We start from the raw sequence: 24,591 nt of genomic DNA on the forward strand, positions 1-24,591 counted from the left end.
TGGCGGGTCCTTCCTTTGTCCTACGGTTAACGGGTTAGCGACAGGTTGTCGATCAGCCGGGTGGTCCCCAGGAACGCGGCCACCAGAAGGGTGATCTCGGGGTCATCAGGTGCGGCCGGCTTCAGGGTCACGCTGTTGACGATGTTGACATAGTCGGGGCGGAACCCTGCCTCGGCCAGGGCCGCCGACGCTTCTTGCTCCAGCGCCGGATAGTCGGTGCGGCCCTGCTGGATCCGGTCGGCGGTCTCCCGCATGATCTGATAGAGCCGGGGGGCGATCCGGCGTTCCGTTTCCGACAGGTAGCCGTTGCGGGAGCTCTTGGCCAGGCCATCGTCCTCGCGCACGGTCGGCGCGCCGATGATCTCTACCGGAATGCGCAGATCACGGACCAGCTTGCGGATGACCGCCAGCTGCTGGAAGTCTTTTTCGCCGAACACCGCCAGATCCGGCTGGACCATGTTGAACAGCATGGTCACCACTGTGGCGACGCCTTCGAAGTGGCCGGGACGGCTGGCGCCGCAGTGGCCTTCGCTGACTTCTGGGACCACCACCTTGGTTTGCCGGGCCAGTCCTTCCGGATACACCTCCTCGACCGGCGGTGCGAACACCAGGGTGTTGCCGGCTTCCGCCAGTTTTTCCTGATCTTCCGCCAGGGTGCGGGGGTATTTGTCCAGGTCTTCGTGGGCGCCGAACTGCATCGGGTTGACGAAAATGCTGGTCACCACCACGTCGGCGGATTCAGCGGCCTTGCGGACCAGAGATATGTGGCCCTCATGCAGATTGCCCATGGTCGGCACCAGACCGATGGTTTTGCCCTGTTGGCGGTAGCCGCGCAGGATGGTTCTCAGTTCTTTCAGGGAGTGAACGGTTCTCATGCCTTGAATGTATGCTCCTCGGCTGGGAAGGTGCGCTCGCGCACGGCTTTGACGTACGCGGCGATGGCCTCCTGCACCGAGCCGGTCTCGGCCAGGAAGTTCTTCACGAACTTGGGCGTGCGGCCGGTGGTCAGGCCCAGCATGTCGTGAACCACCAGCACCTGGCCGTCGGTATCGGCGCCCGCCCCGATGCCGATGACCGGGGCCTGCACCGCCTGGGTGATCCGGGCGGCCAGGGGCGACGGTACGCATTCCAGCAGGATAACGTCGGCACCGGCGTCCTCCAGGGCGCAGGCGTGTTCGATCATCAGCTCAGCGGCCTTTTCGTCGCGGCCCTGGACCTTGTAGCCTCCGAACTTGTTGACGAACTGGGGCGTCAGGCCCAGATGGGCGCAGACCGGCACGCCACGCTCACTGAGTGCACGGATGGTGTCCTTCATCCAGTCGGTGCCTTCGAGCTTGACCATATGGGCGCCGGCCCGCATCAGCTGGGCGGCATTGTCCAGTGCCTGCTGAACGGTACCGTAGGACATGAACGGCATGTCCGCCATGATCAGCGCGCCACGGTTGCCCTGGGCCACGCAACGGGTGTGGTAGACCATCTGTTCCAGGGTGACGGGAAGGGTGCTGTCGTGCCCCTGGAGCACCATGCCCAGGGAGTCGCCGATGAGGATGACATCCACGCCGGCTTCGCTGACGATCTGCGCGAAGGTGGCGTCGTAGGAGGTCAGAACGGCGAACGCTTCGCCCTTCTGCTTGTATTCCCGCAGGGTATTGATGGTAACCGCCATAAAATCCTTGCCTTGTGGGTGGATGGGGCCCGACCGCGCCGGGTGGTTTCGGTGTCACGGTGCACTTAGGGTAATCCGGGGGTATGCCCGAGGCAAGAGCCGCCCGGCCACCCCCTCTAGCCCGTCGACTCCGGGCCGCGGGAGTGCGGCGCCAGCCGGCGCAGGGCGTTGTCGGGGCAGCGCCGGCGCAACTCGGCGATGGTCCGGCCGTCGGGCAGGGCCAGATCCGGCGCCAGGTCGAGCAGGGGTTGCAGTACGAAGTCCCGGTTCGGCAGTTCCCGGTGGGGAACCGTCAGGCGCGGGTCGTGGAGGGTCTGGTTGCCGTACAGCAGCAGATCCAGATCCAGGGTGCGCGGCCCCCAGCGGCGCAGCCGTACCCGGCCGTGGGCTTGTTCGATGGCCTGCAGCCGATCCAGCAGGGCGTGGGGGCTCAGGGATGTACGCAACCAGACCGCGCCGTTGACGAAGTCCGGCTGATCCTGTGGTCCCACCGGCTGGCTGGCATAGAACGGGGACTGGGCCACCAGGCGGGTGGCGGGCAGCGAGGCCAGCTCGGCAACGGCCCGGGCCAGCTGGGTCGCCGGGTCGGCCAGATTGCTGCCGAGCCCGACGAAGGCATCGACTGTCATGGTGCCGCCTGGCGCTTGACCGGCTTGCGCCGGCGCCGGCGCTTCTTCGGACTCGGGCTGGCGAGCTGGGACAGCATGCGCTCCTGTTCCCGTTCTTCCGCCTGCTGGAACTCCGTCCACCAGTCGCCCAGCCCGGGTTCGATCTCGCCGGCGGCTTCCCGCACCAGCAGAAAATCGTAGGCGGCCCGGAACCGGGGGTGCTGCAGGGTGAGGTAGGCACGCTTGCCCTGGCGCCGGGGCAGGCGCATCTGCAGCTCCCAGATTTCCTTCATCGGGCCGGAGAAGCGCTTGGGAATCGCCGTGGCTTGGAGTTGGCGACCGAGCACTTTGCCGATGGCGGCATGCAGCGCGGGTTGTACCGGTTCACCGTTGTCCTGGCGCCGGTGCCACTCCGCCTGCAGGGCTGGCCACAGCAGGGCGGCGTACAGGAAATAGGGGGTGACGGACTTGCCCTGGGCGACCCGGGCGTCGGTGTTGCGCAGGGCCTGCCGGATCAGCTCGTCCGACTCACCGGCGTCGATGGCCCGGGCGGTTTCCGGAAACAACGGTGCCAGCAGGTTGTACCGGCGGAGCAGGTCGTAGGTCTTTTCCCCGTGTCCGGCGGCAAACAGCTTGAGCACCTCGTCGAACAGGCGTGCCGGCGGAATCAGGGACAGCAGCGGCGCCAGCTCTCGGATCGGCGCCTCGGTCTCGGGTTCGATCTCGAAGTCCAGCTTGGCCGCGAAGCGCACCGCCCGCAGCATGCGCACCGGATCCTCGCGGTATCGGGTCTCCGGGTCGCCGATGAGCCGGATCCTCCGGTTGCGAAGGTCCTCGATGCCGTTGGCGAAGTCGATGACCGTAAAGTCCCGGATGCAGTAATACAGGGCGTTAACGGTAAAGTCCCGGCGCAGGGCGTCCTCTTCCTGGGTACCGTACACATTGTCCCGGAGCAGCAGGCCGTGTTCGTTGGTCCTGCGTTCGTCGTCCTGGCCGTCTTCCGCGTCGCCGGCGTTGCCCCGGAAGGTGGTGACCTCGATGATCTCGCGCCCGAATACCACATGGACGATCCGGAACCGTCGGCCAATCAGGCGGGAATTCCGGAACAGCGCGTGCACTTCCTCGGGGGTGGCGTTGGTGGCAATGTCGAAATCCTTGGGTTTGCCACCGAGTAGAATGTCCCGGACGCCGCCGCCCACCAGATAGGCTTCATAGCCCGATTTGTTGAGCCGGTACAGGACTTTCTTGGCGGACTCACTGATCACGGAGCGGGAGACATTGTGCTGGTCCCGGGGGATGACCCGGCGAACGTAGGTGCGGGAGCGTTTCCGCCCATTGGGGACCAGGGCTTTCAAATTATCAATCAGCTTGTCAACGAAATTGGGTGTTTTAGGCATTGCAATCCGTCGTTGCGGTGAGCAAAAACCGAGAGTTTAACGGTTTGGACAGGATTTGCACACGCCAGATAATCAAAAGGCGGATCCGTTTGCACGAACCCGCCCTGAAAGCGTTGACGATCTGCATTGTTCTTGTTGTTGCCGGGATTTTTCTTGGTTTTTGTACCCCACTGTGTGTCCCCAAACTCAGGGACCGAAGGCAATGCAAACGGAAAGCTTTGAATACACAGAGCGGTCAGGGACACGGGGTGAGTTTTCAGGCAGATGCAGTGTCGTCTGGAAGGCGATTCTTCTCTACATCCACCACTCACGTGTGCCGTGGGACCACTAAAAAGCAGAGTACCCAAAACACTCAGTTCGCTGACGTCCTGTTCTTGTTTTTGTTGCCGGACGTCGTCATGCAGCTTTTTGTTTTTGTTTTGGCGCTGCGGTTGCCACTCTTGTTTTTGTTGTTGTGCGCCTTAGAGAGTGCAGACCGCGTGCCAGTTTTTAAAAATCCTTTTTTAACAGTAGGTTATGTTTTTCGTGGTGTATAAGTGTTACCCCGTATTCGGGGAAAGTGTTACCGAGGTCACGGGGGTTGATGGGGGAGTGTTACCCTGGGGAACACAGGGTAACAACTGAGTCGTGGTTCATTTTTTGATCGGGTGGGGCGATCCGCCGGGAGGCCGGCTCAGTTCCCGGACTTCTTGCGGGGGATGCCCAGTCGCTGGCGACGTTCCCACAGGGATTTGCGGCTGATGCCGAGCTTCTGTGCCAGCTCGGTCTCGCTCATCCGGTCCTGGTTCTCCAGGACAAAGTGCTGGAAGTAGTCTTCCAGCGACAGGTCGGTGGCGGCATCGCCGCTGCGGCTGCGGGTCTGCTCGTTGTTGCCTTCCACCAGCGTCTCCGGAATGTGCTCGTCGTGGCTTTCGCTGTCCAGGTCGAGCAGGGCCGGGGTGATGACATCGCCGTCACACAGGATGGTGGCCCGTTCGATGGCGTTTTCCAGTTCCCGCACGTTGCCCGGCCAGCGATGCCGCTCCAGGGCGCGCATGGCTTCCGGGCTGAGCTGCAGGTCCGGTTTGCCCATCTTTTCTCCCTGGCGTTTCAGGAAGCGTTTGGCCAGGCCCAGGATGTCGCCCTGGCGTTCCCGCAGCGGCGGAATCCGGATCTGCATGACATTGAGCCGGTAATAGAGGTCTTCCCGGAACTCGCCCGTGCGGGTCATGGCTTTGAGGTTGCGGTGCGTGGCCGCGATCATTCGCACGTTCACTTTCCGGCTCTGGGTGGAGCCGACCCTGCGGATCTCGTTCTCCTGGAGGACCCGGAGCAGGCGCGCCTGGGCCTCCGCCGGCAGCTCGCCGATCTCATCAAGGAACAGGCTGCCGCCGTCGGCCGCCTCAATCAGGCCGGTGCGGGCGGAGACGGCACCGGTAAAGGCCCCTTTTTCATGGCCGAAAAGCTCGGACTCGATCAGGCTCTCCGGGATGGCGGCACAGTTGACGGAAATCAGCGGCTTGGCGGCCCGGGGACTGAGCAGATGCAGGGCGCGGGCTGCCAGTTCCTTGCCGGTGCCGGATTCGCCCTGGATCAGCACCGTGGTTTCGGTGGGGGCCACCTTGCGGATCAGGCTGAACACCTTTTGCATGGCGTCGCACTCGCCATACATGATGGCCGCCGGGTCCTTGCCCTCGCCGTTGTCCGTGCGGTCGTCCGGGCGATCACCGGGCTGGCCGGACGGCGCCTTGCTGGCCAGGATGTTCTCGACCGCGGCCAGCATTTCGTCGTGATCGAACGGCTTGGCAATGTATTCCACCGCACCCATCTTCATGGAATCCACCGCCGACCGGAGGCTGGCGTAGCTGGTCATGATCAGCACCGGGGTGTTGGGGGCGCGGTTGATCAGTTCGGTACCGGCCGCGCCCGGCAGGCGCAGGTCGGAAATGATCAGGTCGAACTGGTCCGGTTCGTGTTCCCGTTCCGCCTCTTCCACCGAACGGGCGTCCGCGACGTCATAGCCGGCATGCTGGAGCAGCTTGCGCACGGCGGAGCGAATGATGTCTTCGTCTTCTACGATCAGGATGCGAGGCATGGCTGTATTACGACCTTTCGTTCATGGCGGCAGCGGTGTCGCCGGATTCCGGCTGGTAAGCGGGCAGTCTCAAGCGCACACAGGTTCCCGCGCCGGACTCGGGATCGGCCGGACTTTCCACCTGGATGTTGCCGTAATGCTCCTCAACAATGCTGTAAACCAGTGACAGACCCAGGCCCGTGCCCTTGTCCGGGGCCTTGGTCGTGTAAAACGGCTCGAAGATGTGGTCGAGTTGGTCCTCGGGAATCCCCGAGCCTTCGTCGATAACTTCGATGATAGCGGAGTAGCTGTCGAGGTTTCCACTGACCCGGATGTGGCCGCCATCCGGGGAGGCGTCGCGGGCATTGGTCAGCAGGTTGACGAACACCTGGACCAGGCGCTGTTCGTCCCCCAGCACCTGCAGGTCGTCCGGCACTTGGTTCAGATAGTGCACGCGCGTTCCCTTGTCGCTGAGCGACAGCAGATTTATGGATTCCTGCACGCAACGGCGGATGGAGACCGGCTCATAGCGGTTGGCTTGGGCGTGGTTGCCGGTGCGGGCGAAGTTCATCAGCGACTGCAGAATGGTGGAGATCCGTCGGGTTTGTTGCTGGATCTGGTCCGCGGTATCGAGAATTGCCGGGTCGTCGGTCTCCAGTTTCAGGTTTTGTGCCAGCGACGAGATGCCGGTGACCGGGTTGCCGATCTCATGGGCCACCCCGGCGGCCAGGCGGCCGACCGAGGCCAGCCGTTCACTGTGCATCAGTTCGTCCTCCAGCAGCCGGGTTTCGGTCTGGTCCTCCACCAGAATGATGTTGCCCCCCTCCGGGTGGTCCGGACCGCTGAGGGCGGCCTTGTGCAGGTTGAACCAGTGGGGCTTGCCACGCAGGTCCAGCCGGTGCTTGTACCGGTGCTGGTCTTCGCCCCGGTTGAAGTCCTCCAGAAGCTGGTGCCAGGGTTCCGGCAGGGCCGCCAGGCGTGCGCCGACGACGTCGTCGGCCGTGATGCCGGTCAGCGTCGCCATGGCCTGGTTCCACATCAGAATCTCGCCGTCCTCGCCCACCGAGCAGGCTGGGATGGGGAGGTTTTGCAGGGTCTGGCGGTAGTGGCGGCGCAGGTTGTCCAGCTCCCGCGCCAGCCCGGTCAGGCGGTTCTGGTAGTCTCCGAGCGCCCGCTCGACATAGCGGATATCCTGCCCGGTGGCGCCACGGGCCAAGGGTTTGAAGCCGAGGTGCCGCTTGACCATGTCGCGGGCCACGGAGGGGCCCAGTAGGCCGGACAGGTTGGCTTCGATCTGATCGCGCAGCCGGCGCAGTTGGTAAGGACGGTACTCCACGTTGGGCAACTTCAGCTGCGCCAGAGCCCGCTCCACCTCGCGCCGGGCCACGCCGTAACCCAGCGGTTCCGCCAGCTGCTTGATGAAATCATCGGAGGAACTGGCCAGCAGTTCCCGGCGCTGGGGGCGGGACAGGGCGCCGAGAGAACATGCCTGGGCCGCGCTGGTTTCTTCTGCGGAGCTGGCGCTGAGGATGGAGAACAGGCCGAACACCGCGACATTCACGGTGAGGCTGATGAAGGTGAAAATGTGCCAGTTGTCGTAGTTGGGCACCAGCGGCAGATCGAGCCAGGCCAGCGGGTTGATGGTGTGGGAGAACGGCAACACCAGGGCCACCAGCCACACGGCCAGGCCGGCGATCAGGCCGGCGATCAGACCACGGCGGTTGCCTTCCGGCCAGTAGATGACGCCGAGGGCGCCCGGCAGCAGCTGAAGCATGCCGGACAGGGAGATGGCGCCGAGGATGGCAAGGTCCAGGTGCTGGCCGACGGCTTCATGGAACAGTAGGGCGCAGAAAATAATGACGGCGATCAGCAGGCGCTTCACCCACTGCAGCCAGCGGTAAATGTCCCCTTGGTCCCGGGGGGTCTTCAGGGGTAGCACCACATGGTTCAGCACCATTCCGGCCAGGGCCAGGGTGCTGACGATCATCAGGCCGCTGGCGGCGGACAGGCCGGCAACGTACATGAACAGTGCCAGAGCGGGGCTGTCCAGAGCCAGGGCAATGCCCAGCACGAAGAAATTTGGGTCGGTATCGACCTCAAGCGCCTGCCCGCCCCACAGGATCACCGGCACCGGCAGCGCCAGTAGCAGCAGATACAGCGGCAGCCCCCAGCTGGCCTTGGCCAGCGCCTTGGGCGAGGGGTTCTCGCTGAACGTCATGTGGTACATATGGGGCAGCACCAGCGCGGCGGCGAACGACATCAGCATCAGCGCCCGCCAGCTGCCGTCATCCAGGGTCAGGGTCAGACTGCCGGCATCGGGCTTGTTCAGGGCCAGCCACTGGTCCAGCCCGTCCATGCCGCCGAAGACCTGGAACAGCACCACCAGGCCGAGCGCCAGCAGGGCGCTGACCTTGACCACGGAGTCGAAGGCGATCGCCAGCACCAAGCCTTGGTGATTTTCCGAGTTCTGGTTGCGGCGGGCTCCGAACAGGATGGCGAACAGCAGCACGATCAGGCAGAACAGGACGCTCATGGCCTTGGGCGAGCTGTCCGGTGCCAGGATGCTGGCGGACAGGGCGACGGCCTGGATCTGCATGCTCAGGAGCGCCAGCAGGGCTCCGCCGGCGCACAAGGTGACCAGGGTGCCCGCCCACTGGCTGCGGTAGCGGTAGGCGAACAGGTCGGCGAGGGAGGTCAGCTGATAGGCCCGGCAGATGCGCATGACCGGGTTCAGCAGTACCGGCGCCAGCAGGAAGGCGCCGCTGATGCCCAGATAGTAGGCCAGGAAGCCGTAGCCGGAGTCCGCCGCCATGCCGACCGCGGCGTAGACCGCCCAGATGCCGGCGTAAACCCCGAGGCTCAGAATGTAGACCAGCGGATGCCGGACCCAGTGGCGAGGCAACAGGCCCTGTTCGGTGATCCAGGCCACCCCAAACAGCAGCAACAGGTAAAGCAGGCTGGTGAGGACCAAGCCGGTGGCGCTAAAACTCATTGGGATCCCGTCGCCACTCGAGCCAGAAGGCAATGGCAATCAGCCCGGCCCAGATGATGTACGGGCTGTACCAGGCATTGCCGGGAGCGGTCCACCAGTCCAGGATGTTGGGCGAAAAGATGTAAATGGCCAGAACCAGCAGGAAGACCAGACGGTAGATGTACATCAGCCTTGCAGTCCGCTCGCGTGTGTGAGTCAGGGTTATACCATGCCCGCTAGCGGGCTGTCAGGTCGATGGCCTGGCGCCGCCAGTGGCTGCAGGCCCAGGCCAGGATCTGCTCGGGCCGGGCCTGGGCCAGTCCGTTGGGCGGATTCTGGCCCAGGGCCCGAAGGGCGTCCACCAGGTTGGCGGAGGCCCGGCTGTTGTCCAGTGCCGGCGCATGGGTCTGCTTGCTCAGTTTCTGGCCCTGCTCGTTGCGGATCACCGGAATGTGCAGCCAGCGCGGTGGTCGGGCGCCCAGGGCCCGGTAGATCTGCTGTTGCTGGGCGGTCATATCCAGTAGGTCGGAACCGCGGACCACGTCGGTGATGCCCTGGTCGATGTCATCCACCACCACGGCCAGCTGATAGGCGTAGAAGCCTTCCTTGCGCAGGATGACTGGGTCGTCCAGCTCGGCCCGGACCGGGTGTCGTTGCGGACCCAGCAGCTGGTCCTGCCAGTGGCAGTCTTCGTCGTGGAGTTTGAAACGAACCGCGAAGGGGCGTTGCAGGGGGCTTGGTGGACGGGTCCGGCAGGCGTGCGGGTGGCGGCCGTCATGGGCCTGGAGTTCCTTGCGGGAGCACGGGCAGCGGTAGGCGTGGCCCCGTGCCAGCAGATCGTCGATGGCGGCTTGGTAGGCGGAGTGCCGGCGCGACTGGAAACGGACCGGTTCGTCCGGCGCCAGGGCATGGGCTTCCAGAGCCTGCAGGATCTGTCCGGTGGCTTCCGGGGGTTCCCGGAGGGGGTCCAGGTCCTCAATGCGGACCAGCCATTGGCCCCGGTGAACCCGGGCTTCGACATAGCTGGCCAGCGCGGTGACCAGCGACCCGAAGTGCAGCGGGCCGGTGGGCGAGGGGGCAAAACGACCGCGGTAGCGTGGTTCGGGCATGGGAACTCACGCCGACCGGCCCCAGGGGAGCTCGGTCGGCTGGTCCGGTGGTTCAGATGCCGGTCTGACGTTCCCGGATTTCCGCCAGGGTCTTGCAGTCAATGCACAGGGTCGCCGTGGGGCGAGCCTCCAGGCGGCGGATACCGATCTCGACGCCACACTGGTCGCAATAGCCGTAATCGTCCTTGTCGATGCGGTCGATGGTCTGGTCGATTTTCTTGATCAACTTGCGTTCGCGGTCCCGGGTGCGCAGTTCCAGGCTGAATTCCTCCTCCTGGGTTGCGCGGTCGCTCGGATCCGCGTAGTTTGCCGCATCTTCCTGCATGTGGTGCATGGTGCGGTCGACTTCTTCCATGAGCTCCTGTTTCCATTGCAGCAACAGGGTCTTGAAGTGCTGCAACATCTCGGGACTCATGTACTCTTCACCCTTCTTCATCTCATAGGGGGTGAAGTTGGTAAAACGTTCACGTGGTTGTTCTGCAGTGTTTGCCATTGAACCCGGCCTCTTGTTTGTACTACACAAGAACGCTTTGCTTCCCGCCGCGCTGCCCTGGGGCTTGCCCGGCCTTACCCTGGATGAAGCATTCGTCCTTCGTCCTGAAACGGGAATTTGCGGAAAATAGCAGATAAGTTACGGGGGTGCCAGCCTTGCAACCCTCACTTTGCACGGAGATCCCATGAAGTTTCCGGAACCCTTGATCCCGGGCCAGCTGCTGCGCCGTTACCAGCGCTTTCTGGCCGATGTCCGCCTGGCCGATGGCCGGACGGTGACGGCTCACTGCCCCAATACCGGCTCCATGAAGGGCTGCCAACCCGAGGGTGCCAGGGTCTGGTTAAGCCAGAGTGACAATCCCCGGCGCAAGCTGGCGTACACCTGGGAGCTGGTGGAGGTTCGCCGGGGCGTGCTGGCCTGTGTCAATACCGCCCGGCCGAATGCGCAGGCCCGGGAGGCGGTACGGTCGGGGCGGGTGCCGGAGCTGGCGGGGTACCGGGAATGCCGGTCGGAGGTGCGTTATGGCGACGAGCGCAGCCGCATTGACCTGCTGCTGTCGGGGCATGACCAGCACCCGGACGCCTGGGTGGAGGTCAAGAACGTGACCCTGGAGGAGACCCCGGGCCGCGGCTATTTCCCGGATGCCGTGACCCGCCGGGGCCAGAAGCATCTGCGGGAGCTGATGGCGCAGGTGAACAAGGGCGGCCGGGCGGTACTCTTCTTTGTGGTCAATCACACCGGGATCGAGGCGGTGCGGCCGGCCGACCACATCGACTCCCGGTATGGTGAGCTGTTGCGCGAGGCCGTGGCGGGCGGGGTCGAAGTGCTGGCGTACCGGGCCGGACTGGCTGCTCCGGACGGGGAGCCGTCCGGGCAGCTGTCGCTGACCCTGCCGGTGCCGGTGGTGCTGGAAGACTGACCGACTCAGCCGTGGCGCAGGCCGAAATGCTGCCGTATCCGGTCCGCCACCGCCTCGGCCACGTGCGATTCGTCGGTTTTCAGGTGCAGGGTATGCGCCTTCTCCTCGGCGTCGAGGGGCTCGAACCAGCCCTGTTGGGCGTCCAGCAGGGCTTCCGTGGCCTCGGAAGCATCGCCCTGGCGCTTGCGGATCCAGGCTCGGCGCAGCGCTTCCGGTGCCTCACAGTGGAGCAGCGCGAAGGGCACGCCGTGTTTCTCCGCCACGGACGCCAGCAGCGCTCGCTCCTGGCGGCGCAGGCAGGCGGCGTCGACGATTACCGGCAGGCCTGCGGCGAGGAGTTGGCCAGCCAGGGTTGCCAGCCGCTGGTAGGTTTTGGCGGTGGCTTCCGGGGTGTAAATGCCGGTTCCGGTACCGGAGCGGGAGGCGTCCAGCGGGCCGAGCCCGTGCAGGCGCTTGCGTTCAACGTCGGAGCGCAGCCGGATCAGGCCGAGTTCCTGAGCCATGGCGGCGCTGACACAGGACTTGCCGCTGGCGGACAGGCCGGTGGTGGCGAGCAGGTAACGGTTGGGAATGGCGCTGTAGTCCTCCGCCAGTTGGGCGTAGTCCCGGTAGCGCTGCATCAGTTCGGCTTTTTCCCCGTCGGTCAGCCCCGGGTTGGCCAGGGTGAACAGTGCGATTTTGGCCCGCACCAGGGCCCGGTAGGCTTTATACAACGGCAACAGCGGCAGGGCCTCGAAATCGCCCCGGTATTCCAGGTAGTGATTGAGCACCAGGTTGGCGAGGCCAGGCTCCCGGCGGGCTTCCAGGTCCATGAGCAGAAACGCCAGGTCGTTGATGACATCGATCCAGCGGAAGGGTTCGTTGAACTCGATGCAATCGAACACCGTGACTTGGCCTTCAAACAGGGTCATGTTGGCCAGATGCAGGTCGCCGTGGCATTCCCGCACGAAGCCTTCGGCCCGGCGTCGGGCAATGCGCTCCCGGTGGCGTTCGAACGTGGTTCGGGTCCAGTCCTCCAGGGCGTCGAGCTGCGCCAGCAACGCCGGATCGGACAGCAGGGGGCGGATCTGATCGAAGTTGTCCTGCATCGGCGCGAACACGGCGTCGGGAGTGCCCAGCGGGCTGTCCTCCGGCACCGGGGGCTGCTGCTCGTGGAAGGTAGCGGTCTGGCGTGCCAGGTTGATCAGCAGCTCGGGGGCGAGGGTGCCCTGCTCCTGTCGCCGGTCCAGCAGGTCCTCCTGGCGGAACTGGCGCATCTTGATGGCGTACTCGATGGCTTCGCCGTCGCCGCCCAGAACCGGTTGCTCCGGCGTGCCGGTGATGGCAACCACGTCCAGATAGAGGTTGTCGGCCAGACGCCGGTTGAGGCGCAGCTCCTCCTCGCAAAAATGCTTGCGACGCGCCAGCGAGGAAAAGTCCAGGAAGCCGAAGTCCACGGGCTTCTTGATCTTGTAGGCGTAGTCCCCGGTCAGCAGCACGTGGGAAATGTGAGTTTCGATCACCCGGAAATCCTGCACGGGATGGTCATAGAGTGCCGGATTCTGCAGTGCCTGAATCAGCGTTTGGCCGGAGGTCTCGCTCACGTTCGGCTCCTTGGCTTGCCTGAAGTCGTTGATTTTTGAAGCCCTATCATAACGGGCAGATTACAGAAATAACACATGGTGGGTCTGCCTTGCGGGGTGGGCCCTTGGGTATACTTCACGCCATGGCAAAATCGAAGACTCCCCCCCCATCACCCCGTAACGCCCGAACTCGGTCCCGTGCCGGGTTCTGGCGTCTGTTTTTCCGTGTGTCGGCCGTGGGCCTGGTGCTGCTGGCCGGATGGATGGTGTATCTGGACGCCATCATCACTTCCCGCTTCGAGGGACGGCGGTTCGAGGTCCCTTCCCGGGTCTACGCGCGACCATTGGAACTGTATGACGGCGCCAGTGTCAGCGCCGCCGCGCTGGAGAGGGAACTGGCGCTGTCCGGCTTCCGCCAGGGTGATGGCGTCAAGCCGGGCAGCTATCGTCGCCGGGGCGGCCAGTTCTGGATCAGCACCCGCGGGTTCCGGTTCCCGGATGGCCAGGAACCCCGGCGCCGGCTGACCCTGACCATCGCCGGCGACCAGGTGGTCGACCTGCGTGTGCTGGCCGGTGAAGCGTCGCCCATCGTCCGTCTGGAGCCGGCCCAGATCGGCGGTATCTATCCTTCGCATCAGGAAGACCGGATACTGGTGCGCCTGGATCAGGTGCCGCCTCTGCTGCCGGCTGCGCTGATGGCGGTGGAAGACCGCCATTTTTATGAGCACTTCGGCCTGGCGCCGCTGTCGATTGCCCGGGCAATGCTGGCGAACCTTAAAGCGGGGGCCATTGTCCAAGGCGGCAGCACCCTGACCCAGCAGCTGGTCAAGAACTTCTTCCTGAGCCAGGAACAGACTCTGGCGCGCAAGGCCAACGAGGCGCTGATGTCGCTGTTGCTGGAGTGGCACTACGACAAGGACGATATCCTGGAAACTTACCTGAACGAGGTCTACCTGGGGCAGGCGGGAACCCGCAGCATCAACGGGTTCGGGCTGGCCAGCCAGTTCTATTTCGGGGAGTCCCTGGCGGGCCTGGAAGCCCACCAGATCGCCCTGCTGGTGGGCATGGTGAAAGGGCCCAGCTATTACAACCCCCGGCGCCACCCGGAACGTGCCCTGAAGCGGCGAAACCTGGTGCTTTCGGAAATGGAGGAGGCGGGCCTGATCTCAGCCGCCGAAGCGAACCGGGCCCGCGGGCTGCCTCTGGGCGTCAGCGAGCGGCCGTCCTATTCGGAGAACCGCTATCCGGCCTACATCGACCTGGTCCGCCGTCACCTTGCCCGGGACTACCGGGAGGAAGACCTCCGGAGCGAAGGACTGCGGATCTTTACGACGCTGAATCCGTCGATCCAGTACGCCGCCGAATATGCGGTCCGGGACACGGTGCCACGCTTGGCCACCGGTGAGGTCCGGGACGCCCTGGAGGCAGCGATGGTGGTGACCGCCAAGGACACCGGCGAGGTGCTGGCCCTGGTGGGCGGCCGGGATCCGGCGTTCGCCGGGTTCAACCGCGCGCTGGACGCGGAGCGTCCGATCGGCTCCCTGATCAAACCCTTCATCTATTTGACGGCGCTGTCGCACCCGGATCGTTATACCCTGATTACCCCGGTGCGGGACCAGTCGTTCGTGCTGGAGTTCGACGACGGTCGCCGCTGGCAGCCCAAGAACTACGACGGCGAGGAGCACGGCGAGGTGCCTTTGCATCGGGCGCTGGCGAAATCCTACAATCTGCCGGCGGTACGGACCGGGCTGGATCTCGGCGTCGACGCGGTGGCCGAAACATTGCAGGCTTTTGGCGTGACCTCGCCGATCTCGCGCTATCCCTCCATGCTGCTGGGGTCGGTCTCCATGACGCCGGTGACCGTGGCACAGATTTACCAGGGGCTGGCCACCTCCGGCTTCAACACGCCCCTGCGGACCATTCGCGAGGTCACGGATGCCCAGGGCGAGCCCCTGAGCCGCTACCCCTTGGAAGTGGATCAGGTGGCGGACCCGGCGGCCGTGCACCTGGTACAGTACGCGATGCAGGAGGTTATGCAGGAGGGAACCGGGCGCTCGGCCTACTACACGGTGCCGCGGCAGCTGACGCTGGCCGGCAAGACCGGCACCACCGATGATGGCCGGGACGCTTGGTTCGCGGGCTTCAGTGGCGACCTGCTGGCGGTGGCCTGGGTTGGCCGGGATGACAATGGCCCGACCTCGCTGACTGGCGCCACCGGCGCCCTGCCGATCTGGGCCCGCTTCATGGCCAGCCTGCCACAGCACAGTTTCTCGCCGGTGGTGCCGGACGGTGTGAGCTACCACTGGGTCAACGACGAGCGCCAGGCATTGACCGGTGAGCATTGCGAGAACGCGCGCTACATGCCGTTCATTACAGGCAGCGAGCCGGAGCAGCACGTGTCCTGTTCCGGTGCCCTGGAACGGCGAATCCGAAGCTGGTTTGAGGGATTGTTTCAATGAACATGGGTCGATCAACCCGGGTCGGAGCCCTGGCCACGCTGTTGCTGTTGGCGGGGTGTGCCGGCAGTCCGGGCTCCATCTACGTGCCGGTCGGCGGTGGCACGGGCAGCACTTCCGAACCCCCGCCACCGCCCCGGCTGCCGCCTGCGTCACCGGAACCGGAGGCACCGGCTCCGGCCCAGGTGCCGGAACGAGCCCCATCGCCAAGCTATCGAGAGTCGGGGGATACGCTGTCGCCGGCCGCACTCAGTCTGGTGCGGGAGGCGGACCGGCTGCTGGCCCAGGGGCGGGTTGCGGAAGCCATTACCCGTCTGGAACGGGCCCAGCGCATTGCGCCCCGCTCGGCGGAAGTCTACTTCAAACTGTCCGAGGCCTACGTCCAGGCCAACCAGCTGGCCCGTGCCGAGCAATTTACCCTGAAGGGGCTGTCGCTGGCAGGCAACAATACCCGGCTGCAGAGGGCCGGTTGGTTGCTGCTGGCGGATATCCGTCGGGCCCGGGGGAATGTTGCCGGCGCGGATCAGGCGGAAGCGAGGGCGGCGGCCCTGTAGGGCCGGAAACCGGACGCACCCGGACCCGTCAGACGGGGCCGGGTGCCGAAAGGCCAACCGCTCAGGGTTGCAGGGGAATGGGCGCGGCGATGGTTTCGTTGCCGGCAACGACCGTCACGGTCTGGATTCCGTCGAACTCCAGGACGTCGTCGGTTTCATTGTCATCCAGCTGGCAGCTGTAGCCGAGCGTATAGTCGCCTGCAGGCAGGAACGCGGCGGTGTAACGGTATTGGCCGTCGTTGTCGTCGTCGCTGACCGGCACCACCAGCAGCGGGCCATCGGTCTCGGCATTGACGTTCAGGTCGGTGGGGGTGACATCGGCCCCTTCGTAGACATACACCGCGCCGGAGTAGGCACAGTCGGCCTGCTCGGTGTCACTCAACCGGACCGACTGAAGGGTCGCATAGTTCACGTTGCCGGAAATGGAGCCCACCTCGAGATTGTTCACCAACCGGAGTACCGGCTTGAGCAGGTAGTCCCCGAGGGACGGGCCCTCGGGGTTGACGATGGATTTGGCCACGTCGAAATCGACGGTGAAGTCGGTCCGGGTGTCCGCCGCCACTACGAAGCGGCCCTTGAGCTTGAGCCCGCTCTGCTCACCGGACGGCACCGCCAGGGTCTGCTGCACATCCGGCTGGCTGCTTTCCGCCACGTAGGAGGCGTCGGTATCCACCAATAGGCGCAGTTCGGTGTATTCCCCCGCCGGGACCTCCTGTTCACGTCCCGGGGCTGCCCCGCGTTCCCCGCTTTTTGTTAACCTTTGCTCACGATCCGTCCATGGCCGGAGCGAATGCGGCCGGACGATTCAACGGGATCCAGGTCTGGTATAGACTTGGCCGCCCACGAACGCGCAGTCAGGATAATCAGGATTTGTCCATTCTCCCTTTCCAAACCAGTCGGAAGAAACGGTTCGAAGCGCTCGTCCAGCCACACCTGGAGGGGATGTACCGGTTTGCCTTCCGCCTGACCGGGCAGCAGCAGGATGCGGAGGACTTGGTGCAGGATGTGGTGGTCAAGCTCTACCCGCGCTTGTCGGAGCTGGAGTCCGTGGACCAGTTGCGGCCCTGGCTGAACCGGGTGCTGTACCGTCAGTTCGTCGATCAGCTGCGCCGCCGCAGCCGTCAGGGCGAACATGCGCTGACCGATCTGGTGGACGGCGACGGCCAAAACGACTGGCTGGATACTCTGGATGCCGAGGACGACGGACCGGTCTCGAAACTGGCCCGGGCCCAGCTCGGGCCCGCGCTGGACGAGGCGTTGTCGACCCTGGCGCCGGACCAACGGGCGCTGCTGCTGTTGCACGATGTCGATGGCTGGCGTCAGGAGGACATCGCCGATGTTCTGGGGATCCCCCTGGGGACGGTCAAATCCCGCCTGCATCGTCTGCGCTCAGCCCTGAGAAAACGGCTGCAGCGGCGGCTGGAACCGGTGTCCGGTTCCGAGCGTGTGGGGAAGTGAGGTGATGACTATGTCGTGTCGAGAAACCCGGGAGAACCTGGGCGCGTATCTGAATCAAACCCTGCCGGAGAACGAGGCCCGGCAGGTAGCCGAGCATGTGGCCGAATGTCCCGCCTGCGCCGGGGCGCTGGCGGATCAGAGGCACATGCGCGAGGCGCTGGCCGCCCATTGCCCGGTACCGCCGCCGTCCCGCGGGTTTGAAGCCCGGGTCCTGGCCGCCGCGGCTGCCGGCTCCGGTGCCCGCTGGAGCCACCGGGCCCTGGTGGGTGCGGTGGCGGCCGCGCTGGTATTCGGTGTCGCTCTGGGTGTGGCGTGGCAGCGTCAGGGTGCGCTCCAGCCGGCGCCGGAAGCCTCCGCCCCCGTGGTATCCGCGCCGGTCGAGCAGACGGTGCGGCTGGCGTTCCACTCGGGCCAGCGGCTTGAGGGGGTCACCCTGACCCTGGAGCTGCCGCCGAATGTGGAACTGGCACATTGGCCCGGCCAGCACCGGTTGAGCTGGCAGGTTGATCTGGAGGCTGGGGACAATGTCCTGGCCCTGCCGCTGAAAGTGCTGTTCCCCGGTTCAGGGGAACTGGTGGCCCGGCTCAACCTGGGGCAACAGCACAAGAGCTTCCGGGTCGAAATTCCGGGTGTGGGAACGGATACTGGGGGAGATCCTGCGTCATGAGACGGTTGCTGGCGGGCATCGGCCTGCTGCTGGTGGTGTCGGCTCCACTGTGGGCCGACGACGATCTGGATGTCACGATGCGCATGGTGGTGGACGACGACGAGTTGACCCGTTCCGTGGTTCGGGAAATCCCATTGCCAGTCCCGGAGACACCCGCTCAGGGGTTGGGGCGCGGGGGCTCGGCGGCCGAGGCGGCCTCGGAGGCCCGTGAGCGTGGTCGCGCCCTGGGGCAGGACATGCGGGAACGGGCCAAGGAGGCCCACGACCTGGGAAAGTCCCGACCGGAACTCCCTGAGCCGGCCCGCGATGCCCGCAACCGGCTGCCGGAACCGGCCCGGCCCGGCCATTGATCACGGTGTATCAATCCGGCGTGGTACGGGCCCTGACGATCGTTCGAACCTTGCCGCCCTGGCTGTGGGTGGGGCTCTGGCTGGCACTGTCGCCGGTCGATGCCGGTGCCGGCTGCCGGCCCGGGACCTCCGGCCAGACCCTGTTCGAGCAGGGCGTCCAGCTGTTCCGGCAGGGACACCTGGAGGCTGCGCGCGACTGTCTGGAGGCCGCCAGGACGATGGGCCTGAACTCCCTTTCCCTATCCTACAATCTTGGCGTCGTCTATTACCGTCTGGGACGGCTTCCGGCGGCGGAACAGGCGTTCCGGCAATTGCTGTCGAGCCCCCATGAAGCCCTTGCCCGCTACAATCTGGGACTGGTCGCCCTGGCCAGGGACGACCATGAGCAGGCCCGGTCCGAGTTTCTTGCCGTGATGGCGGCCAGGCCGCCGGCGGCGCTGGCCCAATTGGCCCGGGAGCGTCTGTCGGAGCTGGAGGGGACGCGTCCTGTGCCGGCCCGGGGCTACCTTTCCCTCGGCGTCGGTTACGACTCCAATATTGCCGGCCTGCCCGATACTGCGGCCTCCCGCCAGGCGGGGGGAATGACCGAAGCGGTGTTTGCCGGCAGCGTTGATCTGAGCCCGGCCTGGCGCCTCGAAGGGGCCGGCTGGTCCCAGTTCTATCCCGGCCATCCCCAGTACAACGGCCAATGGCTCCAATCCGGACTGATCCGGCAGGCCAGCAGTGAAACGAGACAACAGGCGTGGGGAGTGGTGCTCAGCCAGTCCTGGTTCGACCGTCGGGCCTTTGAGTCGCGCTACGGGCTCGAGGGGCGGTGGCGCTGGCGCCGGTGTGCCTTGGTCTGGCTGGACCACTGTCAGGGGGTGGCGGACCTGGCCCGGGTAGAGGGTGGCAGCCTGTACGAAGCCTATGACGGTTACTGGTGGCGGTTACGCGCCGGTGCCGAGAGCCGGCGGGATGCTTGGCGCCTGAGCCTGGGCTATGAATGGGAAGGCAATGACCGGACTGAGCTGGAGTCCGGCCCGGAGCGGGTCAGCGTGTCCCCCTGGCAGCACCGGCTGGATCTGGAGCTCGGCTACCGGGTGTCACCGGACTGGACGCTTGGCTCCCGGGTTGATTTCCGGTACAGCCGCTATGCCACGACCGACCGCTGGCTTGAGGATGGCACCCCGGTGGCGGAGCGCCGGGTAGACCGGCGCCGGGACCTGACCCTGTACGCCGAGTATGACATCAACCGGAGTTGGCGCGCCCGTGGCCAGTGGCGGTTCAGCGACAACCGGAGCCGGATCGACCGTTATGACTTCCAGCGCCATGTGCTTGCCCTGACACTGGAGGTCATGCTTTGACGGACCGCTTTACAGGGTAGCGAGGACCGTTCTGGCGGCGTTCACGGTGGCTTCGATGTCCTGGCTGGACAGGGCTGCGCTGACAAAACCGGCCTCGAACGCCGAAGGTGCCAGGTAGATGCCCTCCTTCAGCATGCCCTGGAAAAAGGCCTTAAAACGTTCCACGTCGCAGGCCATGACTTGGTCGAAGGTGGTGACGCTGGGAGCGTCGGTGAAGAACAGCCCGAACATGGCGCCGGCGCGTTGCACCGTCAGAGGGATGCCGGCTTCGTCCGCGGCCTGCTTCAGGCCCTCGCAGAGTTGTTGGGTCTTGGCCGTCAACCGGTCGTGGAAGCCGGGCTCGGAAATGGCGTTCAGGGTGGCCAGGCCTGCGGCCATGGCCAGCGGGTTGCCGCTGAGGGTTCCGGCCTGGTACACGGGCCCGAGCGGTGCGATCTGCTCCATGATGTCCCGTTTGCCGCCAAAGGCGCCTACCGGCAGCCCACCGCCAATGACCTTGCCCAGGGCGGTCAGGTCCGGGGTGATGCCATAGAAGCCCTGGGCGCCGCCCAGGGACACCCGGAAGCCGGTCATGACTTCGTCGAAAATCAGCACGCTGCCGTGTGCGTCGCACACCTCCCGCAGGGTTTCCAGGAAACCCGGTACGGGGGGGATGCAGTTCATATTGCCCGCCACCGGCTCCACAATGATCGCGGCAATCTGGTCTCCCATCCGGTCGAACACCTCGCGGACCCCGTTGATGTCGTTGTAGGTCAGCGTCAGGGTATGCTCCGCCAGGCTGGCTGGAATGCCCGGGGAATTGGGCACGCCCAGGGTAAGGGCACCAGAGCCTGCCTTCACCAGCAGGGAGTCCACGTGGCCGTGGTAACAGCCCTCAAATTTCACAATCTTGTCGCGCCCGGTATAGCCGCGGGCCAGTCGGATGGCGCTCATGGTGGCCTCGGTGCCCGAGTTCACCATGCGCACCAGTTCAATGGAGGGAACCAGCTCGCACACCTTTTTCGCCATGTCGGTTTCGATGGCGGTCGGGGCACCGTAGCCGACTCCGAGATCCACCTGGGCGTGCAGGACCTGGCGGATTCTGGGATCGGAATGGCCCAGGATCATGGGGCCCCAGGAGCCCACATAATCAATGTAGCGGCGATCGTCCTCGTCATAGAGATAGGCGCCTTCGGCGTGCTTGAAGAAAATAGGGGTGCCACCCACACCGCGAAAGGCTCGCACCGGTGAGTTGACGCCACCGGGGATGTATTTCTGGGCCTGTTCGAACAGGGTTTCGGACTGCGTCATGGTTGGGCTCCTGTGGACTGGGATAAACACGATGGATGATGTTCGGTAAACAGCTGCTGAAAGGCCCGGGCGGTTGCTTCGATCTGCTCCGGGGTGCCCCCGAACAAGCCGCCGACCACCGCCAGCAGGTCGGCGCCGGCCTCAATCAGCGGTCTGGCATTGGCCAGGGTAATGCCGCCGATGGCCGTGACGGGGCGGCCCAGGTGTCGGGCATGGGTCAGCACCGACCGCGGCGCAGCGGGCGCCTCGGGTTTGGTTGCGGACCGGTGGAAGCGCCCGAAGGCGAGGTAGTCCGCGCCCTGGGCCACTGCCTGATGGGCCAAGTCCAGACGGGCATGGCAGGTGGCCCCCAGAATGGCGTCTTCGCCCAGCAGGCGCCGGGCTTCGGCCAGCGAGCCGTCCCGCTGGCCAAGATGAGCGCCGGCGGCGCCAACGCGTCGGGCGAGCTCGGGATCGTCGTTGATGATCAGGGGGACCCCGGCGTTACGGCAGACCGCCTGCAGTTCGGTGGCCTGGCGTAGCCGCTCACGGGCGCTGGCGGACTTGTCGCGATACTGCACCAGAACCGCGCCCCCCCTCAACGCCGCCTCGACACAGGACACCAAGCGATCGTCCGGTGTCAGGCGGGCATCGGTGATGGCATACAGTCCGGGTTTCAGACCCTTGGCTAGCGCTCCCATGGAATTCCCCGGTCGGGCACCGGTTGTCCCTGGCCGACCTCCAGAGCATGGAGGATGGTCCGGTGCACATAGTTCTGGGCCTGGGAAATGGCGGCTCTTGGCGACAGGCCGAGAGCCCGCCCCGCCGCGATGGCGGCGGCCAGGGTACAGCCAGTGCCGTGATACTCACCGCCAATGCGCTCGATCTCCCATTGCATGGGGCGCGGGCCATGGTTGTATAGGGTGTTGATGATGTGCAGCCCGGTGCCGTGCCCTCCGGTCACCAGAACGGAGGTACACCCCTGGGCCAGCAGTGCTTGCGCGGCCGTTTCCGGGTCGTCGCTGCCACCGAGCATGGCCAGCTCGATGCCGTTGGGCGTGATGATTTCCGCCCGCGGAAACAGGCGCGATTTCATCGCCTCTACCAGCGCGGCATCGGCCAGGTCGCCGCCGCCGGCGGCCTTGATCACCGGATCGGCGATCAGGGGAATGCCCGACCGGGTCTGGGCAAACGCCACCAGAACGTCGACGATATCGGCGGTGCCAAGGGCTCCGGTCTTGATGGCGTGGATTGGGACATCGGCGGCCACGCACTCGAGCTGGCGGCGGACCAGTTCCGCCGCCACCGGCTCCGCTTGGTAAACATTGCGGGTGTCCTGTACGGTCAGGCAGGTCACCACCGGCAAGGGGTGGCAGCCCAGGGCCGTGATGGCCTGGATGTCCGCCTGGATGCCGGCGCCGCCGGAGGGGTCCAGTCCAGACAGGACAAGTACGTGGGGGCGGGTGTAGCGTCTGATGGTCACACTCCTTAGAACGGTTTGACGACAGCCAGGATTACCACCGAAAGCAGCACCAGTACCGGCAATTCGTTGAACCAGCGGTAGAACACGTGGCTGCGGGTGTTGCGGTCGTCCCGGAAAACCCGGACCAGGTGCCCGCAATAGATGTGGTAAGCGATGAGCAGGGCCACCAGAACCAGCTTGGCATGCAGCCAGCCTTGGCTGAGGTAGCCGGTGACATTGTAGCTGATCAGCCAGAGCCCCAGTGCCACCGTGGTGATCATCGACGGCGTGGTGATGCCCCGGTACAGCTTCCGCTCCATGACCTTGAACCGTTCACGGCCGGGCTCGTCCTCGCAGGCCGCGTGGTAGACGAACAGGCGGGGCAGATAGAACAGGCCGGCGAACCAGCAAACCATGGCAATGATGTGGAAAGCCTTCACCCACAGCATGTGTCAACTCCGTCGGTATTGATAGTAATTCTCAATGTCGGACTTCAGGACCACGCCGTAGATCCGCTGGATCATCGGTGCCACCTGTCGCTGGACATAGAGTGCTTCGGCGTTGCTGGCGTCGAACGCCTGGAGCGCTTCCTCGAGCGTGGCCTGGTATTGTACCGGTGCCACGTCGCGGCGGTTAGCCGGGATATCCATTAGGTCGATGGACTCCGGTGGTTCGGTGTCACCTTCCCGCACCAGGGCGTCGGTGTCCTCCAGGAAACGGGCGAGGTCCACCGCCGGCAGGAGTGCCGTGGGACCGTTGCTGCCCTCGACGATCAGCCACTTAGGCTCCGCTTTCAGCACCTTTCTGGCTTCGTCCGGCGTCAGGTGGCGTTCGGTGCGCAGGATGTTGCGGTCCATGATGGCGCCCACCGAGACCCGTCGCAATGCCTGGATGACCGGTGAACTCTGGTAGCTGAGGCCCTGGCTCTTGAGAATGGTCAGGAACAGGGACTTCTTGCCGAAGGCTTCGCTGGTGACCAGGCTGGCGGTGGTGATGATCAGCATCGCGGGCAGGATGATGTTGGGGTTGCGGGTCAGTTCCATCACGGCCATGAGCGCGGCCAATGGCGCCTGGAGCACGGCGCCCATCATGGCCCCCATGCCCAGCATGGCGTAGAAACCCACCGAGGAGGCGGTATCCGGCGCGATGTGAGCCCCCACCAACCCCAATGCGCCGCCCAATGTCGCGCCCGTGAACAGGGTGGGGCCGATGACGCCGCTGGGCATGCCAAGGCCGATGGTCAGGGCGGTGATCAGCAGTTTCGCGAGCGCCGCCGTCAGTAACAGCCAAAAGCCCAGTTGACCGTTGATCGTGGCATTTACCGTGTCGTAGCCGATGCCCATGGTTTCGGGTACGAAAACCGCGAACGGCACCATCAGCAGCCCCGCACCGGCGACCCGCAGCATGACTGGATGGTGGTGAAATCGCCCCATGGTATCAACCAGCTGGATGAACAGGGCGGCCGCGATACCGATGATGACAGCGATCACCAGGATCCAGGGGATTTCCAGCAGGGAGTTCATGGTCAGCGCCGGCACGCTGAACGCCGGCTCGGAACCGTAGACGGCCTGCAGCACGATGGCCGCGCTCACCGCCGCCAGGATGATCGGGGTGAACGCGGCGATGGTGTATTCCATCATGACCACTTCCATGGCGAACAGCACCCCGGAAATGGGGGTGTTGAACGAGGCGGAAATGGCGGCGGCACAGCCGCAGGCCACCAGCGTACGGATGCTGTTATTGGGCAGCCGCATCCATTGTCCCATCAGGCTGGAAAAGGCCGCGCCTAGGTGCACCGCTGGCCCCTCCCGGCCGGCGGACTGGCCGGTCACCACGGTGGTGACGCCGCAGACAAATTGCACCACGGCACTGCGCAGGGATATGTATCCCTGGTGGTAGTTCAGGCGCTCCATGACATGGACAATGCCGACCTTGCGGTCGTGTGTCGCCAGCCGGTGCAGCATGATGCCCAGGCCAACGGCCCCCGCCAGGGGCAGCAGGGCGCGGGTGATCAGGCTGAGCGATTCGAAGGATTCGGAACCGGTGCCGGGCAGAAAGTATTCCAGAGGCCACTCGATGGCGAGCCGGAACAGCAGGATGACACCGCCGGTGATCAGGCCGGACAGCAGTCCCAGCACGGCCAGCTGCGGCAGTGCATCCACCCCTGACAGCCTGCGCCGAAAGACGGCAATCAGGTTTTCACTCATCTTTTGCCAGAACGTCTGCATGAGGCGGGGATTCCGGTTTCCGT

General features: G+C 65.1%; 24 protein-coding genes. 8 read left to right on the forward strand and 16 right to left on the reverse strand.

Going from position 1 to position 24,591, the window contains the following annotated elements:
* Positions 1-26: 26 nt before the first annotated feature.
* From panC to pcnB, 4 genes are all read right to left on the reverse strand, one after another.
* The gene (gene panC / locus BTO32_RS16335; protein WP_076725732.1) at positions 27-875 is read right to left on the reverse strand and encodes a pantoate--beta-alanine ligase; all 849 of its coding nucleotides are present in this window, start codon (positions 873-875) and stop codon (positions 27-29) included.
* Positions 872-1,666: a 3-methyl-2-oxobutanoate hydroxymethyltransferase gene (panB, locus tag BTO32_RS16340; RefSeq protein WP_076725733.1), complete on the reverse strand. Its 795-nt coding sequence runs from the start codon at positions 1,664-1,666 to the stop codon at positions 872-874. Before panB ends, panC begins: the two co-directional genes overlap by 4 nt.
* A 116-nt stretch (positions 1,667-1,782) precedes the next feature.
* Entirely contained in the window at positions 1,783-2,295 is a 513-nt protein-coding gene (gene folK, locus BTO32_RS16345) for a 2-amino-4-hydroxy-6-hydroxymethyldihydropteridine diphosphokinase (RefSeq protein WP_076725734.1), read from the reverse strand.
* Positions 2,292-3,671: a polynucleotide adenylyltransferase PcnB gene (gene pcnB, locus BTO32_RS16350; protein ID WP_076725735.1), complete on the reverse strand. Its 1,380-nt coding sequence runs from the start codon at positions 3,669-3,671 to the stop codon at positions 2,292-2,294. Before pcnB ends, folK begins: the two co-directional genes overlap by 4 nt.
* 89 nt (positions 3,672-3,760) lie before the next feature.
* Between pcnB and BTO32_RS17955 the strand changes: the two genes are divergently transcribed.
* Positions 3,761-4,207, forward strand: coding sequence for a hypothetical protein (locus BTO32_RS17955; protein ID WP_175618683.1), 447 nt, complete (start codon positions 3,761-3,763; stop codon positions 4,205-4,207).
* 137 nt (positions 4,208-4,344) lie between these two features.
* Here BTO32_RS17955 and BTO32_RS16360 read toward each other — a convergent pair whose 3' ends face one another.
* The 5 genes from BTO32_RS16360 to dksA are packed head-to-tail and all read right to left on the reverse strand — an operon-like array spanning position 4,345 to position 10,297.
* Positions 4,345-5,745 (reverse strand): sigma-54-dependent transcriptional regulator, encoded by a 1,401-nt coding sequence (locus BTO32_RS16360; protein WP_076725736.1) that lies wholly within the window; start codon positions 5,743-5,745, stop codon positions 4,345-4,347.
* Positions 5,746-5,752: 7 nt separating this feature from the next.
* A complete protein-coding gene (locus BTO32_RS16365) occupies positions 5,753-8,716 on the reverse strand; it encodes an ATP-binding protein (protein WP_076725737.1) in 2,964 nt (987 codons plus the stop codon).
* On the reverse strand, positions 8,706-8,882 hold the full coding sequence (locus BTO32_RS17960; protein ID WP_175618684.1) for a hypothetical protein: 177 nt from the start codon (positions 8,880-8,882) through the stop codon (positions 8,706-8,708). The genes BTO32_RS16365 and BTO32_RS17960 overlap by 11 nt, the downstream gene beginning before the upstream one ends.
* 49 nt (positions 8,883-8,931) lie before the next feature.
* Positions 8,932-9,804, reverse strand: a complete 873-nt coding sequence (gene gluQRS / locus BTO32_RS16370; RefSeq protein ID WP_076725738.1) for a tRNA glutamyl-Q(34) synthetase GluQRS — start codon at positions 9,802-9,804, stop codon at positions 8,932-8,934.
* A 52-nt stretch (positions 9,805-9,856) separates the two neighbouring features.
* A complete protein-coding gene (gene dksA, locus BTO32_RS16375) occupies positions 9,857-10,297 on the reverse strand; it encodes an RNA polymerase-binding protein DksA (protein ID WP_076725739.1) in 441 nt (146 codons plus the stop codon).
* A 184-nt stretch (positions 10,298-10,481) separates the two neighbouring features.
* Between dksA and sfsA the strand changes: the two genes are divergently transcribed.
* Positions 10,482-11,216, forward strand: a complete 735-nt coding sequence (gene sfsA, locus BTO32_RS16380; RefSeq protein WP_076725740.1) for a DNA/RNA nuclease SfsA — start codon at positions 10,482-10,484, stop codon at positions 11,214-11,216.
* A 5-nt stretch (positions 11,217-11,221) separates the two neighbouring features.
* Here the strand turns inward: sfsA and BTO32_RS16385 are convergent, their stop codons facing one another.
* Entirely contained in the window at positions 11,222-12,799 is a 1,578-nt protein-coding gene (locus BTO32_RS16385) for a bifunctional aminoglycoside phosphotransferase/ATP-binding protein (RefSeq protein ID WP_076725741.1), read from the reverse strand.
* A gap of 122 nt (positions 12,800-12,921) precedes the next feature.
* Here BTO32_RS16385 and mrcB point away from each other — a divergent pair, with 122 nt between their 5' ends.
* Both mrcB and BTO32_RS16395 read left to right on the forward strand, forming a co-directional pair.
* Positions 12,922-15,237: a penicillin-binding protein 1B gene (gene mrcB, locus BTO32_RS16390; RefSeq protein WP_076725742.1), complete on the forward strand. Its 2,316-nt coding sequence runs from the start codon at positions 12,922-12,924 to the stop codon at positions 15,235-15,237.
* A 2-nt stretch (positions 15,238-15,239) separates the two neighbouring features.
* A complete protein-coding gene (locus tag BTO32_RS16395; protein ID WP_245820372.1) occupies positions 15,240-15,788 on the forward strand; it encodes a tetratricopeptide repeat protein in 549 nt (182 codons plus the stop codon).
* A 61-nt stretch (positions 15,789-15,849) separates the two neighbouring features.
* Here BTO32_RS16395 and BTO32_RS16400 read toward each other — a convergent pair whose 3' ends face one another.
* On the reverse strand, positions 15,850-16,593 hold the full coding sequence (locus tag BTO32_RS16400; protein WP_084206888.1) for a DUF4382 domain-containing protein: 744 nt from the start codon (positions 16,591-16,593) through the stop codon (positions 15,850-15,852).
* 65 nt (positions 16,594-16,658) lie between these two features.
* Between BTO32_RS16400 and BTO32_RS16405 the strand changes: the two genes are divergently transcribed.
* Genes BTO32_RS16405 through BTO32_RS16420 form a run of 4 tightly spaced genes read left to right on the forward strand, consistent with a single transcriptional unit; the run spans position 16,659 to position 19,609 of the window.
* Positions 16,659-17,246 carry an RNA polymerase sigma factor gene (locus BTO32_RS16405; RefSeq protein WP_076725745.1) on the forward strand — a complete coding sequence of 196 codons (588 nt, stop codon included), beginning with the start codon at positions 16,659-16,661 and terminating at the stop codon, positions 17,244-17,246.
* Positions 17,247-17,256: 10 nt separating this feature from the next.
* Positions 17,257-17,913, forward strand: a complete 657-nt coding sequence (locus BTO32_RS16410) for an anti-sigma factor family protein (RefSeq protein ID WP_076725746.1) — start codon at positions 17,257-17,259, stop codon at positions 17,911-17,913.
* Entirely contained in the window at positions 17,910-18,263 is a 354-nt protein-coding gene (locus BTO32_RS16415; RefSeq protein ID WP_076725747.1) for a hypothetical protein, read from the forward strand. The genes BTO32_RS16410 and BTO32_RS16415 overlap by 4 nt, the downstream gene beginning before the upstream one ends.
* Positions 18,264-18,268: 5 nt before the next feature.
* Positions 18,269-19,609 carry a tetratricopeptide repeat protein gene (locus tag BTO32_RS16420; protein ID WP_175618685.1) on the forward strand — a complete coding sequence of 447 codons (1,341 nt, stop codon included), beginning with the start codon at positions 18,269-18,271 and terminating at the stop codon, positions 19,607-19,609.
* A 9-nt stretch (positions 19,610-19,618) separates the two neighbouring features.
* On the opposite strand, the gene hemL is transcribed toward BTO32_RS16420, so the two are convergent.
* Genes hemL through BTO32_RS16445 form a run of 5 tightly spaced genes read right to left on the reverse strand, consistent with a single transcriptional unit; the run spans position 19,619 to position 24,568 of the window.
* Positions 19,619-20,899 carry a glutamate-1-semialdehyde 2,1-aminomutase gene (gene hemL / locus BTO32_RS16425; RefSeq protein WP_076725748.1) on the reverse strand — a complete coding sequence of 427 codons (1,281 nt, stop codon included), beginning with the start codon at positions 20,897-20,899 and terminating at the stop codon, positions 19,619-19,621.
* Complete coding sequence (gene thiE / locus BTO32_RS16430; protein WP_076725749.1) at positions 20,896-21,579, reverse strand: thiamine phosphate synthase; 684 nt, start codon at positions 21,577-21,579, stop codon at positions 20,896-20,898. Before thiE ends, hemL begins: the two co-directional genes overlap by 4 nt.
* Complete coding sequence (gene thiD / locus BTO32_RS16435; protein WP_245820373.1) at positions 21,567-22,361, reverse strand: bifunctional hydroxymethylpyrimidine kinase/phosphomethylpyrimidine kinase; 795 nt, start codon at positions 22,359-22,361, stop codon at positions 21,567-21,569. Before thiD ends, thiE begins: the two co-directional genes overlap by 13 nt.
* 5 nt (positions 22,362-22,366) lie before the next feature.
* On the reverse strand, positions 22,367-22,789 hold the full coding sequence (gene hemJ / locus BTO32_RS16440) for a protoporphyrinogen oxidase HemJ (protein WP_076725750.1): 423 nt from the start codon (positions 22,787-22,789) through the stop codon (positions 22,367-22,369).
* A 3-nt stretch (positions 22,790-22,792) separates the two neighbouring features.
* Entirely contained in the window at positions 22,793-24,568 is a 1,776-nt protein-coding gene (locus BTO32_RS16445; protein WP_076725751.1) for a chloride channel protein, read from the reverse strand.
* Between the last annotated feature and the right edge of the window lie 23 nt (positions 24,569-24,591).

This window comes from Marinobacter lutaoensis, from assembly GCF_001981305.1.
Lineage (GTDB): Bacteria > Pseudomonadota > Gammaproteobacteria > Pseudomonadales > Oleiphilaceae > Marinobacter > Marinobacter lutaoensis.